This is a genomic window from Lysinibacillus sp. S1 (assembly GCF_044986265.1).
GTDB classification, from domain to species: Bacteria; Bacillota; Bacilli; order Bacillales_A; family Planococcaceae; genus Lysinibacillus; species Lysinibacillus capsici.
In genome coordinates, this window is sequence record NZ_CP173154.1 from 1,476,853 (window position 1) to 1,491,554 (window position 14,702).

The 14,702-nt window shown below is 38.7% G+C and carries 16 protein-coding genes and 1 riboswitch; of the genes, 3 read left to right on the plus strand and 13 right to left on the minus strand.

What is annotated here, in order from left to right; translation table 11 throughout:
- Positions 1–57 precede the first annotated feature (57 nt).
- The 5 genes from ACHZEU_RS07795 to ACHZEU_RS07815 form a co-directional block, all read right to left on the minus strand.
- Entirely contained in the window at positions 58–819 is a 762-nt protein-coding gene (locus tag ACHZEU_RS07795; RefSeq protein WP_048391377.1) for an IucA/IucC family C-terminal-domain containing protein, read from the minus strand.
- Positions 816–1,685 carry an ABC transporter ATP-binding protein gene (locus ACHZEU_RS07800; RefSeq protein ID WP_279494285.1) on the minus strand — a complete coding sequence of 290 codons (870 nt, stop codon included), beginning with the start codon at positions 1,683–1,685 and terminating at the stop codon, positions 816–818. Before ACHZEU_RS07800 ends, ACHZEU_RS07795 begins: the two co-directional genes overlap by 4 nt.
- Positions 1,686–1,691: 6 nt before the next feature.
- Positions 1,692–2,732: an iron ABC transporter permease gene (locus ACHZEU_RS07805; RefSeq protein ID WP_279494283.1), complete on the minus strand. Its 1,041-nt coding sequence runs from the start codon at positions 2,730–2,732 to the stop codon at positions 1,692–1,694.
- A complete protein-coding gene (locus ACHZEU_RS07810; RefSeq protein ID WP_279494282.1) occupies positions 2,725–3,741 on the minus strand; it encodes an iron ABC transporter permease in 1,017 nt (338 codons plus the stop codon). The genes ACHZEU_RS07805 and ACHZEU_RS07810 overlap by 8 nt, the downstream gene beginning before the upstream one ends.
- 123 nt (positions 3,742–3,864) lie before the next feature.
- A complete protein-coding gene (locus tag ACHZEU_RS07815; protein WP_279494281.1) occupies positions 3,865–4,875 on the minus strand; it encodes an iron-siderophore ABC transporter substrate-binding protein in 1,011 nt (336 codons plus the stop codon).
- Positions 4,876–5,363: 488 nt separating this feature from the next.
- Between ACHZEU_RS07815 and ACHZEU_RS07820 the strand changes: the two genes are divergently transcribed.
- A complete protein-coding gene (locus ACHZEU_RS07820) occupies positions 5,364–5,669 on the plus strand; it encodes a CotD family spore coat protein (protein WP_016991980.1) in 306 nt (101 codons plus the stop codon).
- A gap of 98 nt (positions 5,670–5,767) precedes the next feature.
- Here the strand turns inward: ACHZEU_RS07820 and glnA are convergent, their stop codons facing one another.
- From glnA to ACHZEU_RS07835, 3 genes are all read right to left on the minus strand, one after another.
- Complete coding sequence (gene glnA / locus ACHZEU_RS07825) at positions 5,768–7,102, minus strand: type I glutamate--ammonia ligase (protein ID WP_004225810.1); 1,335 nt, start codon at positions 7,100–7,102, stop codon at positions 5,768–5,770.
- Positions 7,103–7,157: 55 nt separating this feature from the next.
- On the minus strand, positions 7,158–7,535 hold the full coding sequence (locus tag ACHZEU_RS07830; protein ID WP_004225812.1) for a MerR family transcriptional regulator: 378 nt from the start codon (positions 7,533–7,535) through the stop codon (positions 7,158–7,160).
- 154 nt (positions 7,536–7,689) lie between these two features.
- Entirely contained in the window at positions 7,690–8,943 is a 1,254-nt protein-coding gene (locus ACHZEU_RS07835; protein WP_279494277.1) for a methionine gamma-lyase family protein, read from the minus strand.
- 341 nt (positions 8,944–9,284) lie between these two features.
- On the opposite strand from ACHZEU_RS07835, the gene ACHZEU_RS07840 reads away from it, so the two are divergent.
- The gene (locus ACHZEU_RS07840; protein WP_004225816.1) at positions 9,285–9,890 is read left to right on the plus strand and encodes a trimeric intracellular cation channel family protein; all 606 of its coding nucleotides are present in this window, start codon (positions 9,285–9,287) and stop codon (positions 9,888–9,890) included.
- A 94-nt stretch (positions 9,891–9,984) separates the two neighbouring features.
- Here the strand turns inward: ACHZEU_RS07840 and cobT are convergent, their stop codons facing one another.
- A complete protein-coding gene (gene cobT / locus ACHZEU_RS07845) occupies positions 9,985–11,040 on the minus strand; it encodes a nicotinate-nucleotide--dimethylbenzimidazole phosphoribosyltransferase (protein WP_279494275.1) in 1,056 nt (351 codons plus the stop codon).
- A 91-nt stretch (positions 11,041–11,131) separates the two neighbouring features.
- Positions 11,132–11,308, minus strand: a riboswitch (cobalamin riboswitch).
- 419 nt (positions 11,309–11,727) lie between these two features.
- Here cobT and ACHZEU_RS07850 point away from each other — a divergent pair.
- Complete coding sequence (locus ACHZEU_RS07850) at positions 11,728–12,123, plus strand: hypothetical protein (RefSeq protein WP_279494274.1); 396 nt, start codon at positions 11,728–11,730, stop codon at positions 12,121–12,123.
- 44 nt (positions 12,124–12,167) lie between these two features.
- Here the strand turns inward: ACHZEU_RS07850 and ACHZEU_RS07855 are convergent, their stop codons facing one another.
- The 4 genes from ACHZEU_RS07855 to ACHZEU_RS07870 all read right to left on the minus strand — a co-directional run bounded on the left by ACHZEU_RS07855 (position 12,168) and on the right by ACHZEU_RS07870 (position 14,700).
- Positions 12,168–12,470, minus strand: a complete 303-nt coding sequence (locus ACHZEU_RS07855) for a rhodanese-like domain-containing protein (protein ID WP_279494272.1) — start codon at positions 12,468–12,470, stop codon at positions 12,168–12,170.
- A 95-nt stretch (positions 12,471–12,565) separates the two neighbouring features.
- The gene (gene hfq, locus ACHZEU_RS07860) at positions 12,566–12,796 is read right to left on the minus strand and encodes an RNA chaperone Hfq (RefSeq protein ID WP_004225825.1); all 231 of its coding nucleotides are present in this window, start codon (positions 12,794–12,796) and stop codon (positions 12,566–12,568) included.
- 97 nt (positions 12,797–12,893) lie between these two features.
- On the minus strand, positions 12,894–13,796 hold the full coding sequence (gene miaA / locus ACHZEU_RS07865; RefSeq protein ID WP_279494270.1) for a tRNA (adenosine(37)-N6)-dimethylallyltransferase MiaA: 903 nt from the start codon (positions 13,794–13,796) through the stop codon (positions 12,894–12,896).
- Entirely contained in the window at positions 13,783–14,700 is a 918-nt protein-coding gene (locus tag ACHZEU_RS07870) for an alpha/beta fold hydrolase (RefSeq protein ID WP_279494269.1), read from the minus strand. The genes miaA and ACHZEU_RS07870 overlap by 14 nt, the downstream gene beginning before the upstream one ends.
- Positions 14,701–14,702: the final 2 nt, after the last annotated feature.

A 14,702-nucleotide genomic window follows, 5' to 3' on the forward strand; every position in this document is an offset into this window, starting at 1 on the left:
ATGAAATGCTATAAGTGTTTACTCACTTTTGGTGGTTTAGAGATTTTGTTGTTATGATTATCTTTTTATTTTTGGACAGGAGATACAATAATCATTTGCTTCATCAGAGGTATGATAATAGAAACAACATGTTTTTCTCAAGCGTACAGGTTGCTCCGATTCCATAATTGTCACTTTAGGACCACAATAGTCCGTCAAAGGATTTTTTCTCTCTCCAAAAATGGAGCCTGGTGCTAGGTTTACAATATAGTGATAATCCTCTTGTATACGAGCCTTTTCTTGCTCACTGGCTCCTTCCCCTATTTTCGTTTCATAGAGCCAATTCACATAAATAGCTGTGTTTTCCCATAAGATTGTTTTTGGAATTTTACTTATTTTCGCTAATGACTGCCAAACCTTCGCTAAATTATTCGCAAAGATTTCTCTAAGAACCTCATCACGCCATTTTTCACGGTCTTCAGTAGGTATTGACACTGTGCGATCGATTAGCCGAATAGTAGGAAGCCAAGGTTTTGAATATTCCGCTTCTACCCACATATTTTCAATTCTGCAATGTAGTCCTTTATCGTATCTGGACATAGCATAGAAGGCTGAAGCTATCGTTAAGACGCTATAGCGCTTCGCAAACAACGATGCCGTAACTAGGATAGAAGGCGATTGAAAGAAATGGGCAATTTTTTGCAAATAATCTAGAGCTTGTTCATTGTCCAATAAATTTTTGGCATATAAAGAGTATGTAGCATCTACTGCAGGCTCTATCGACAATCGATACTCTCTTAGTAACACGGATGTTTCTTCAGCTGACAGTGATAGGCTCAACAGATCCCTACCTCCTCTAATTCCACTGTTTGAACTGTTCGCCCCTTGCCATGTGGCACACATAAAGGTGTACCAAAGAGCGGATCTTTAATAATGGTACAATCCATACGAAAAACAGCCTGGACCATCTCTGCTGTCACCACTTCCTCTGGCTTGCCTTGGGCATAAACCTGTTTATTACGTACCGCCACAATATGATGGGCATAGCGACAGGCTAAGTTTAAATCGTGTAATACCATAACGACGGTACGCCCTTCCTTGTCATTTAAATCAAATAGTAAATCTAAAATTTCTACTTGGTGTGCCATATCTAAATAAGTTGTAGGTTCATCTAGTAAAATAAGATCTGTTTTTTGCGCTAATGTCATAGCAATCCATACACGTTGCCGCTGACCACCTGATAATGCATCTACTGGACGATCGGCAAATTCAGTCATCTGCGTTACTGCAAGCGCATTGTTTACAATTTTTTCATCCTCCGTAGACCATTGCTTTAACCAACTTTGGTGTGGATAACGACCTTGCTTAATCAATTGCTGAACAGTTAATCCTTCTGGTGCAACAGGGCCCTGCGGCAGAATAGCTAAACGTTTCGCTACCTCTTTCGTTGAAATGGCATCTAGTTTATTCTCATCTAAAAAAATTTCACCCGACTTCGCTTTTTGTAATCGTGCAAATGTCCGAAGTAGTGTAGATTTTCCACAACCGTTGGCCCCAACTAGTACTGTAATTTTTCCTTTTGGTATTTGAAGATTCAAATCCTCTAAAATAAGATTTTCTCCATAGCTTACATGTAAATTTTGTGCTTCTAAAACATTATTCAAAATCCTGTCACCTTCTTCTACAGCTTTTAACTTTTTTATCATGAAGCTTTATTGATTGCGCGTTCTAAATAATAAATAAATAAAGAATGGTGCGCCAATTGCAGCAGTAAATACGCCTGTAGGTAAGTCCTTTGGTAAAAAGGCTGTGCGTGCCACCATATCAGCCAGAATGACAATGATTCCACCTATAATAGCTGTCACAGGAATTAATCCTGCAAAGGAACGCCCAACAAGCATTCTGCTCATATGAGGAGCCACTAATCCAACAAAGGCAATGCCACCAGCAAAAGCTACTGCAGAACCAGCTAGCATTACACTAATGAGTAGAAAAAGTACACGATACACTTGTACTTTTACGCCTAGCCCTATCGCTATTTCATCGCCTAATTCCTTCACATTCACCGTTCTTGCTAAAATAAATGTTAGTGGCACTAAAATGACTAGCCATGGTAATAGCAAATAGACATCCTGCATATTAGCCCCATACAAACTACCCGTCAGCCATAAATAGGCCTTCGTTGTAGCGGCTACATTACTGATCACCAGCAGCATCGTCACAACCGCCTTTGCTAAGGCTGAGATACCAATTCCAATTAGCACCATTCGAATTGGTGTGACTCCTTTTCTCCATGACAGTAGATAAATGATGAAGGAGACAATACCAGCACCTACTATAGCAGCTAACGGTAAAAATTGAATGCTGACTGACCCCATAAAGTACACGATAAAAATAATTGCACCCATCGATGCTCCGCTCGTTACACCAATAATATCTGGGGCAGCAAGAGGATTACGGATAATTCCTTGTAAAATTAAACCGGCAACTCCCAGCGCAGCACCAACTAATAAGGCCATTAAGACACGCGGGAGCCTTAATGTATGTAAGACAAAATCATACTCTCCATTCCCATAGCCCAACAATTCTTTCACCACTGTTACTGGATGGATAAACTCGCTACCCGCTGATAAACCAAGAATCGTTATGATGACTAATAATAAGCTTAATAGTAATAGTATCCAACCCGTTCTTTTAGCAATTTGAAAAGATATACGATTAGATTTCGTTCGAACTGTCACATAATTAGGCATTTTTTGCTAACCCCTTTCGAGCAATATAAATGAAGAAAGGAGCTCCGATTAAGGCAGTCATAACACCAATCGGCATTTCCAATGGCATAATCACATATCTTGCCGCAATATCAGCCAACAATAGCAATATTGCTCCCAACACGGCACTGTAGGGAATAATCCAACGATAATCCGTGCCAACAAGATGGATCGCTATATGAGGGACAATCAAGCCAATAAAACCTATTGAACCTGCAACAGCTACTGAACTGCCTGCAAGTATGATAATAATTATGCCTAGCGTGATTTTCGTGAACATTGTTCGTTGTCCTAATCCTTTGGCAATATCATCTCCTGATTGTAAAATATTGATTGAACGCCCCATAAATATTGCCACCACTGTCACTCCTAAAATAAACGGTAGGACAGGCACGAGCATTTCAATACTACGCCCCGATACAGAACCTGCTAACCAAAACAGGACACTTTGTAAACCTTGTTCATCGATGACTAAAAGCCCCTGCGTAAACGAGACAAATAGAGCTGTAATCGCTGCACCAGCTAATACTATTTTTATCGGTGTTAACCCATCCCTTCCTAATGAGCCTAGGAAAAAAACCATCGCCCCCGCTGCACCTGCCCCTAAAAAGGCAATCCACATATAGCTCATTAAAGATTGAACGGAAAAAAGAGTAATGGCACTGACAATAAAAAATATAGCCCCTGCATTAATACCTAAAATATCAGGAGCTGCTAAAGGATTTCTTGTTAATGCTCGCATTAATGCGCCCGCAATGGCAAGGCTTGCGCCAACTACTGTAGCGATCACAGCTCTTGTAAATCTAGATGTTCGAATAATGACATGCTCCTTATTAGCAGCATCAAAATGAAAAATAGCATCATAGATTGACGAAAAAGGTATGGACGTTTGACCAATAGCTATGCTGATTATAAATGCCAGCAAAAGAATCAAACAGCTGATGAATAAACCTATTTGTTTCATCGGTGTACTGGAAAGAATAATTCTCATGTTATGCCAACTTTCTTGATCCACAATTTATCTTATGTAGGTTTCAATTTTGCTCAAACACTACAATGAGAGGGCTGTTATTCAAGTATTCTCTAACACTTTTAACAGCCCATCCTTCATTCACTATTTTTCTAATTCAAACTTGTCATAAATATCATCTAGCATTAAATTAGCACTAGTAATACCACCTGCTAGATTCCAATTGATTTCATCTACCTGATAAACTTGATTCGCTTTCACTGCGTCAAGCTCTTTCCAAAGTGGATGGTTTGTCCAATCTTCATAAGTTTTTTTCACGGTCTCATCATTTTCCATAAACATATAAATAACATCAGCATTCATTTGTGTAATACTTTCCTTGTCAGTTAGCTTCACAATTTCTAAAGAATCATCTGTTAAATTTTTAGGACCTTGGAATCCAAGCTCAGATAAAATAGAACCCGCATAACCTGTCACATAAATACGAGCATGGTCTGCTCTGAAGTTGACAACAGAAACATGGAATGGCCATTTATCGCCAAGCTTCTCTTTGATTTTTGTTTGGAAATCAGCTACTCGTGTATCCCAATCGCCAAGTAATTCATTCACCGTATCTTCTTGATTCATTGCTTGACCCATCATTTCAGCTGTTCCTTTGAAATCGAAAACCGTTTCATGAGCAACTGTTGGTGCAATCTGCGATAACTGATCATAAATTTCTTCATGACGTACTTTAGAAGCAATAATTAAATCTGGTTTAAGCTTTGCAATTTCTTCAAGGTTTGGTTGTGTTTCTTGTCCCACAATTGCAACGCCATCAAGCTCATTCTTCATATAATTATAAACAGGCGCTTCAGCCCAAGATTCTACTACCCCAACTGGCTTAATGCCCATAGCTACTGCAACATCTGTTGCGCCTTGATATAGAGTAACGATTTTTGTAGGTGTGCCTTCAATCGTTGTAGTACCCATTGCATGTGTAATCTCACGACTAGAAGATTCTGATTCAGTGTTACTTTCTTCTGCTTTGTCGTTCTCTTGTGAACTACTGGAGTTCGATGTCTTCTCCCCACACCCAACTAATAATAACGCGAAGGTTAATAGTAGTGTGAAAAGTACAAAAAAGTTCTTTTTTTGCAGTGATAATTTTGGCATACATTTCCTCCTAAGAAATAATCGACAACGATAATCATTATCAATTAAAGAGTATACTGTACGATTCTTTTATTGACAATAACTATTTTTTCAAAAAACATACTTTTTTAATAAAAATTTATTTTACATTATGACGCTAGGAAGAACGTTATTTGAAAAACCTATTCATCGTGTTGAAAAACAAGCAAGTGGATGGTTGTTAGACTCATTATCTTCACTTCGAAAATATGTGCTATTTTGTTCACTACTGTTAGAGTGAAAGAAGTTTTGCAGCATGATCGAGGCGTTTTCCGTTCCATCATCTTTTTCAACAATATGTCATGCTTTCATTTCACTCAAAGACGTAGGCAAATTGATTATAGATTTTCTACTATTTTAGTTACTTGTTAGATTTACCTATGCATTAATAGGCAAATAAATAGACCCTATCGACGTATATCTCATATCTTAATAATGAACTACAACTTATCAAAACAGGAGGTAATAACATGTTTCAACGAAGACGCCATCCGGCAAAAGGTCCACACTGCTGTCCGCCACAAATGATGCCAATGCAATATGATCCACCACAATTTTTACCACCAGAGCAATATGTACGCACAAATTATATCCATACGGTTGTTCCACACGTACAACCTGCACATGTTACAACAGTGAACAAACATATGATTGATCATCAGTACTATTTCCCATGCACAGAATCTGTCGTGAATGAATGCTGTGAAACACATACTATGTGTGGTATGCCACCTAACCCTTGCCATATGCCACACCATCATAAACATATGCGCTAATGATAAAATAACGATGGGGTTGTCAGATGACCCCATCGTTCCTAATATGCTCAGAAAAAAACCGAGTACCCTTTATCAGGCACTCGGTATCTTTATGATTAATACATTTTTAAATATTGATCGCGTTCCCACTGATGAACAGTTGTACGGTACATATCGAACTCGATTTCTTTTGCTTCTTTAAAGTTTGCATAAATATGCTCACCTAATGCTTCCTGTGCTACTTGATCTTTAGCAAGTAATGTTAGTGCATCATCAAGTGCTGCAGGTAGGTTTTCAATACCATTTGCTTGACGCTCTTCTTCCGACATCACATAGATGTTGCGGTTAATTGCAGCAGGTGGTGTTAGGCTTTGACGAATACCTTCAAGACCTGCTTCTAAAATAACAGCCATCGCTAAATATGGGTTTGCAGAAGGGTCTACAGAGCGTACTTCAACACGAGTTGAAAGGCCACGTGCAGATGGAATACGAATTAATGGTGAACGGTTTTGTGCAGACCATGCTACATAACATGGTGCTTCATAACCTGGTACTAGACGTTTATAAGAGTTAACTGTTGGGTTTGTTACAGCTGTGAAACCTTGTACGTGTGCAAGAACACCCGCCATGAATTGCATAGCTGTTTCAGAAAGACCTAATTCTGTAGATTCATCATAGAACGCATTTTCTTTGCCTTTAAATAGTGACACGTTAAAGTGCATACCAGAGCCTGCTTCACCAAATAATGGTTTTGGCATAAATGTAGCATGTAAGCCATGTTTACGAGCGATTGTTTTAACAACTAATTTGAATGTTTGGATGTTATCACACGCAGTAACAGCATCCGCATATTTAAAGTCGATTTCGTGTTGTCCTGGAGCTACCTCATGGTGTGATGCTTCAATTTCAAAGCCCATTTCTTCTAGCTCTAACACGATATCACGACGGCAATTTTCACCAAGATCTGTTGGCGCTAAATCGAAATAACCACCATGGTCATTTACTTCTAATGTTGGTTCGCCTTTTGCATCTAATTTGAATAAGAAGAATTCTGGCTCAGGCCCTAAATTGAAGCTTGAGAAGCCCATTTCTTCCATTTTTTTAAGAATACGTTTTAGGTTGTTACGTGGGTCACCAGCAAACGGTTCGCCTTTCGCAGTGTAAACATCACAGATAAAACGTGCTACTTTCCCTTTTTCAGAAGTCCAAGGGAATACTACGAAAGTATCAAGATCAGGATATAAATACATATCAGATTCTTCGATTCGAACGAAACCTTCAATAGATGAGCCATCAAACATCATTTTATTTTCAAGTGCTTTGTCTAATTGACTTACAGGAATCTCAACATTTTTGATAGTGCCAAGAATATCTGTAAATTGTAAACGAATAAAGCTTACGTTTTTTTCTTCGATGAGACGTTTAATGTCCTCTTTTGTGTATTTACCCACAGTTTTCCACACTCCTATAATTTGTCTAGCTTTTATGTTTACCCTACCCTATTTATTAATAGAATCGAGATAAATCCCCTCTTCGGATGGACGATTTTTGCATGCGCTGTGCTTGACGCATTTCTTCGCGCATAATTTGACGTAATTCTGAATCACTTAAATCTTGCTCATCAGTTGTTGCAACAGGATTTTTCTTTTTAGCAAATATTTTTTTAATCTTCGCCATATTCATACCCTGTTCTAAGTAGTCTTTAACCTCAAGCAATGTATCGACGTCATTCAGTGAAAACATACGTCGATTGCCTTCTGTTCGGTGCGGCTCAATTAAATGGTGTTCTTCATAATAACGAATTTGTCTTGCCGAAAGCTCTGTTAATTGCATCACGATACTCATCGATAATAACGGCATAGTTCGTCTAATTTCACGACTCATTTAAGTCCTCCTCCAATACCCGCTTATCATATAACGAAATTTTTTTACTGTCAACCAACCATGTAAGGTTATCTAACATGGTTGGCACTATTTTTTTCAATCTGATTAAAAATTGTAAAAAACTATTCATATTTAGGCTTTATCTATTGTCTTGTTATGCTTTTTGAATGGCTTGAACTGCACTGCAAATAGCAAATTTAACGTGTTCATATGTTAGTCCGCCCTGGATAAATGCTGTATATGGCGGTCGTATCGGGCCATCCGCTGTTAGCTCAATGCTGGACCCCTGAATAAATGTTCCAGCCGCCATAATGACATCATCTTCATAGCCTGGCATATAGGCTGGCTCAGGAGCATAATGGGCATTTATCGGTGAGTTCGCTTGTATTTCGCGACAAAAGTCAATCATTTGCTGAGCTGTTTGGAACGATACTGATTGAATTAAATCTGTACGCTTCGCGTGATAGCTCGGAGAAGTGCTCATGCCGATTTCCTCAAGCATTGCAGCTGTAAATATCGCCCCTTTTAGTGCTTGCGATACAACATGTGGTGCCAGGAAAAATCCTTGATAAAAATCACCTAGTGTATTTAATGTGGCCCCCGCTTCGGCTCCAATACCTGGAGATGTCATACGATAGGCACATTTCTCCACTAAATCTGCTCGGCCAGCAATATAGCCACCAATTTTAGCCAAGCCTCCACCTGGATTTTTAATGAGCGATCCTGCCATTAAGTCAGCACCGACCTCTGTAGGTTCCTGCGCCTCTACAAACTCGCCATAGCAGTTATCTACAAATATAATAGCTTTCGGAGCTATTTTACGTACCTTTACACACATTTCTACAATTTCTTCAATTGTAAAGGATGGACGTGTTGCATAGCCTTTTGAACGCTGAATCGCAATCATTTTGGTTTGTGCTGTAATGGCCGCTTCTACACCTGCCCAATCAATGACCTGATTATCTAGTAAATCCACATGTCGATAACCGATTTTATAATCTTTCAGTGAACCTGTATCTTTATCACCACCATCGACAATGGATTGCAATGTATCATATGGCTGACCAGAAATATAAAGCAGCTCATCACCAGGACGCAAAACACCGAATAGACTAAGCGTGATTGCATGTGTCCCTGAAATAATTTGTGGTCGGACTATGGCTGCCTCTGCACCAAATACTTCCGCATAAACACGCTCTAGATTATCCCGTCCCTCATCATCATAGCCATAGCCGTTTGATGGATGTAAATGATAATCACTTACTTGATGCTTTCTGAAAGCTGCTAGCACCTTCTGCTGATTGTAGAACGCCATTTCTTCTACCTTGGCATGATAAGGCCGAACTTGCTCCTCTACTTTTGCCGCTAATGACAGCGTTTCTGTTGATAAATTTGATGTAAACGTCATTCTTTCTTCTCCATTTCACAATGTCTCGCATTTCAATCAGGAAGATTTATTGACTATCTAAATTGACTTCAATCACTCTAGAATTCCCTAACCAACTACTGGTATATGAACGCTTTTGACGAATGTTTTTCTTTATTTTAATCACATTTTATCAATTTGTATGTGCACCTGTAAAACTTGCCTATTGTTTCTAAGGGGATTTTACGCTAAGCTAATGTGCGGACTTATTTCAAGAAGCGTATTTAATGACCGATTTTGGCTATTAAATTCATAGATTCTGTTACGTAAAAAGTCTTTTAACTTTTAATAAAGTTTATTTATTGATAGAAGGGGTGAAAGGGATGGCTTGGGAGGTTTTTAGTATTATAGGAACAATTGCCTTTGCTATTTCTGGGGCAATTATTGCCATGGAAGAAGAATACGATTTATTCGGTGTATATATACTTGGTATTGTGACTGCTTTTGGTGGAGGAGCTATTCGAAATTTACTCATTGGACTACCTGTCACAACGCTTTGGGGACAGGATATGATGTTTCAAATAGCGCTTGCTGCGATTACGATATTCTTTATTTTTCCGCATCATCTGATTCAACATTGGCATCGTTGGGGTAACTTCACAGATGCGATTGGCTTATCAGCATTCGCTATTCAAGGCGCACTCTATGCTGTCAAGCTTGATATGCCAGTGAGCGCAGTCATTGTAGCTGCTGTTTTGACAGGTTCAGGTGGTGGTATTGTACGAGATTTATTAGCTAGAAGAAAACCATTAGTTCTCCGTGATGAAGTTTATGGTGTTTGGGCAGCTCTTGCTGGACTGCTAATCGGATTCGAGGTTTTTACAGGGGACATATTCCTTTATATTTTATTCGCAGTGATTACAGCTTTACGTATTCTTTCCTATATGATGAAGTGGCGCTTGCCATTACGAAAGTTAAATCGTGCATAACCATTCAGCCAATGACCAAAAATTAAGTCATTGGCTGTTTTATTGTTTAAGCTAATGTTTCATTCCTTATTTGATTAAAAAAGAGACATTTAACTTACCTTTTTAACAACTGCATTGATTCTTCTAAAGTCACCATGTTTTTCATCATCGAGCAAGCTGCATCTAAAAGAGGAAAGGCTAAGGCTGCTCCAGAACCTTCGCCTAAACGCATATTCATATGCAACATCGGTTCAATGCCCAGTAAGGCAGCGGCAATTTTTGCCCCTGGTTCCTCTGAAGCATGGGAAGGAATGATATAATCGATTACTTTTGGTTCGAGCTTATAAGCAATGAGGGCGGCTATAGTCGAAATAAATCCATCAATGACAACGGGTTTACGATGGGCAGCAGCGCCAAGAATAATACCTGTCATCGCCCCTATCTCTAACCCTCCAACCTTAGCCAGAACATCAATAACATCACTTGGATTAGGCTTATTTAAGGTAATTGCTTTTTCAATAACTGCCGCTTTATAGGCAATGCCTCCTTGGCCTACTCCTGCACCAAACCCCGTTACTTCGATAGGGTTGCATCCCGTCAAAACAGCTAATATCGCAGCACTTGGTGTTGTATTGCCGATGCCCATTTCTCCAGTCCCAAGTACATCAGCACCTTTTATGATTTCCTCAGTGGCCACACGGATTCCTACTTCTATCGATTGAATGGCTTCTTGTTTGGCCATAGCTGGACCGTGTGCCATGTTATCGGTACCGTATTTAATTTTATGAATAATGACACCTGCATCAAGTGAAATATCTTCTTTTACTCCCACATCTACTGTGACCACCTTTGCATTGGTAATCCCCGCAATCGCACAAACGCCTGTACCCCCCTTAGGAAAATTTAATGTTTGAAAGACCGTAACATCTTGTGGATTCGTGGTTACACCTTCCTCGCAAACACCATGATCTGCAGCACAGACAATCATCACCTTTTTGTCGACCGTCGGATATAATTGTCCTGTTATACCAGAGAGCTGTACGGCAATTGATTCTAGTTTACCCAAGCTACCCGGGGGCTTACAAAGCGCATCAATCCGCATTCTAGCTTGCTCCATACTTTTCATATCAACCCCTTGAATGTTTTGAATCGTGTCTTGTAATAATTGCATGATTATTTCTCCTCTCGTTCTCATTAAGACAAAATAAAAAGTCTGTAGTTTATTGTCATGACAAATAAACTACAGACTTTTCCATCATCTATATCTTCTAAAGCATGTAGGCAGGTCTCCTGGCTCAAGTTCAACACCTCATAGTACCTTCCCAGCTTTTCGCTAGTGGCATACACTATGAAACTCCCTTATACAGTGGCGGGTCCGCTAAAGCTTTTCACTTTATTCCCTATTCTCCCTAGTGGGCACCTATTGCTTTTATGTAATTATGTTAAATCTACTTTACAACTTTTTTAGTGTCAAGAGGAAAAAATTTTTTGAGTGTTAACTTAGTACATACTCCAATTCCCAATATAAGCTTATCAATAGCCTGTGAATCTTTCACTTGATTCCTAGTCTTCCTTAATTATTGCTTTTAAAGATTTCTCTATGCCTAACACTCAGCTTGTACAAGAACTAATTACTAAATCAATTGTCTTAACAAATAAACTACAGACTTTTCCATCATCTCTACCTTCCGTAGCATATGTTTTGCCAATTCACTGAGTAATGTTGAACATAAAAGTTGAAAACCTTAATAATCTGTTCAATGTAAACATAAATTATTTCTAAAAATTCAGTATTCAGTTGATTAAAATTAGGGTAAGTATCAAATAGTAAAACGATGAAAAGTTAGGAGTAGATACGATGAATGCAAAAGAATTAAGAAACGCTATTGCTGAAACCTGTGAAACGCACGATAGCCTCTATGCCAAACTCGTAAAACCGATCAATCAGTTATTAATCAATATCGACGCTTCGATCAGCGAAGAGACAGCAAATAAAATACTAGAAAATTTAAAATTATTTCATAGTGGTGATAAATACATTACGGAGTGTCATTTCGAGGAGAGTCAAAATTTCTTGAAAGATGGCATTGAGCTTCTCCAAAAAGGGGATTTGGCGAATGGAGCACTACAAATTTATGGAGCTGGTCTAAACTTTGCTAGTTATGCTTCAAAAGTGCAGGGACAAAAAAATGTTAATATCTACAAAAACTTTGAAGAGAATTTTAATTTTATCATGGACGCCGTGAAAAAATAATCATGAAAAAAGAAAGAGTATATGCTCTTTCTTTTTTTCATGATTTATTTAAATTCTAATTCTCCATCATAAGCCAGCATGCCGCCTTCAAGGTTTGTTACATCAAATCCTTGTGCCTCTAAGTAAGCACACGCATTGGCAGAACGAGCTCCAGCCTTACATACAATAATATATGGCTTTTCTACATCTAATTCCTCTAAACGTTCAGGGATAGTTCCGAGTGCAATATGTTTAGCACCTGGGATCATGCCATGTGCTACTTCATCCTCTTCACGAACATCGATAATATATAGGTCCTCATTTGCATCTAACAGATCTAATAATTGTGTTGTTTCCATTGTTTTCATAAACTTTGTCCTCCAAAATATCAAATTCCACTATCATTATAGCTTGTAGCAAAAAAAACAGCCAGTGTGAGAACACTAACTGTTTAACATACTTATTATACTTCTGTCTCTAAAAACTCTATTTGTTTTGCTGGTACGAATGTAGAAATGGCGTGCTTGTAGATTAGGTGCTGCTTATTTTCAGCATCAAGTAGTAATACTGTAAAATTATCATATGATTTCACAGTCCCTTTTAACTGAAATCCGTTTAACAGAAATACAGTTACAAAAACACTGTTTTTACGTAGTTGGTTCAAGAACGTATCTTGCAAATTGATTGATTTCATCAAATAGCCTCCCTACTAACTTTCTACCTCTTCATTCCTATAGTAGCATGTTCTACCAATTTATCAATTAGTAATTTTTAGAAATTCTTCTTTATTCTTATAATCGATCATCCGGCGTAATAAAATGGACATCCATTTTATTACGGAAATAAGTAAGCTGTCTTTTTGCATAGCGACGGGAATTTTGTGTTAAGCTATCAATGGCTTCCTCTAGGGTACATTTGCCATCTAAATAATCATATAATTCTTTATATCCGATGGCTTGTATAGACTGCACACCACGGATATTTTGCTGCCATAGTCCCTTCACCTCTTGCAGAAGACCATTTTCCATCATTAAATCAACACGACGATTAATACGGTCATATAGCACGTCACGGGACATGTTTTGACCTAACCCTAAAATAACATGATTGTAAAGGGGTACTTCCCCTCGATTTTGTGCTTCAGCTGCTTTTGATACACCGCTTAATTCCAGCATTTCTAATGCACGAATAACACGACGTGTATTGTTTGGATGGATTGTCTCCGCTGTTTGAGGGTCTAGTTGTTTTAGTTTGTCATGCATTGCCTCAGGGCCAAGCCTTGCTAATTCCTCATAGTAGGCTTTTCGTGCTTCTTCATCTACTTTTTCATCAGTAAATTGGAAATCATAGAGGACAGCTTGTACATATAAGCCAGAGCCTCCTACTATTATAGGTAATTTTTGACGAGCTTGTATTTCCGCGATCTTCGCACGTACTAATTTTTGATAATCTGCTACCGAAAAGGGTTCTGTAGGCTCTAAAAAGCTTAGTAAATGATGAGGAACGCCCTCCATCTCTTCTTCGGTAATTTTAGCTGTCCCAATATCGAGCCCTTTATAAACTTGCATGGAATCACCATTAATGACTTCACCGTGATATTTTTTTGCCAGTTCAATGCTTAATGCCGTTTTACCTGAGGCAGTCGGCCCCACTATTGCTACGACCTCTGCCTGCTGCAATTTAGTTTCTATCATATTTTTCTAACCACCGTAATAAAACTTGAAAGACCGCTTCTTGATTGTCTTCATTTAAAATTTCATGTCGTTTATCCTCGAATAAATAAACCGTTACATCCTCTACCCCCACCGCTGCTAATTGTTCAGCAACTTTGTAAACGCCTAGCCCCTGTTCACCAACTGGATCCTTACTGCCACTAATCAAGAGAATAGGAAGGTCTTTTCTTACTTTTGCTAATTCTTTTTTACGATTTAGTGTGGCAAAGCCAGTTGTCAAATCCACGAAAAATTGATTCGTTGGAATAAAGCCACAATAGGGATCATCGATATACTTTTGCACCTCTTGTTGTACTGAACATAACCAATCATAGGCAGTCTTCGGATTGGGAAATCGCTTATTAAAGCTACCAAAGCTCAATCGATTTAACAGCTTACTTTCAGTTTCTTTTCCTAGCCCCTTAGCTAAAGCCTTGGCTACTAGATTTCCTACAGCATGCAAGGCTGTCACATTTCCAGTGCCACAGAGAATAACATTGTCTACTTGCTCTCCATATAATTGAATATAGCGTCTAGTAATGAAAGAACCCATACTATGGCCAAAGAGAATAAATGGTACATTAGCGTATGGTGCGTGAAGTTGTGTAATCACTTCATGAGCATCTTTTACAACACGCTCAAAGCCGTTTTCTTCAGCAAAAAAGCCCAATGTCCCATTATATGCTGCCGTTTCACCATGCCCACGGTGATCGTGCATCGTCACAACATAGCCTGCTGTGTTGAGTGTTTTCGCAAATGTTAAATAGCGACCGCTGTGCTCTGCCATGCCATGCAAAATGTGAATATGTCCAATACATGGCGTTGAAGGCTCCAATGTTCGAGTGAAGACAAATTGTTCATCCGACATTTGAATATAACGCTCCATCC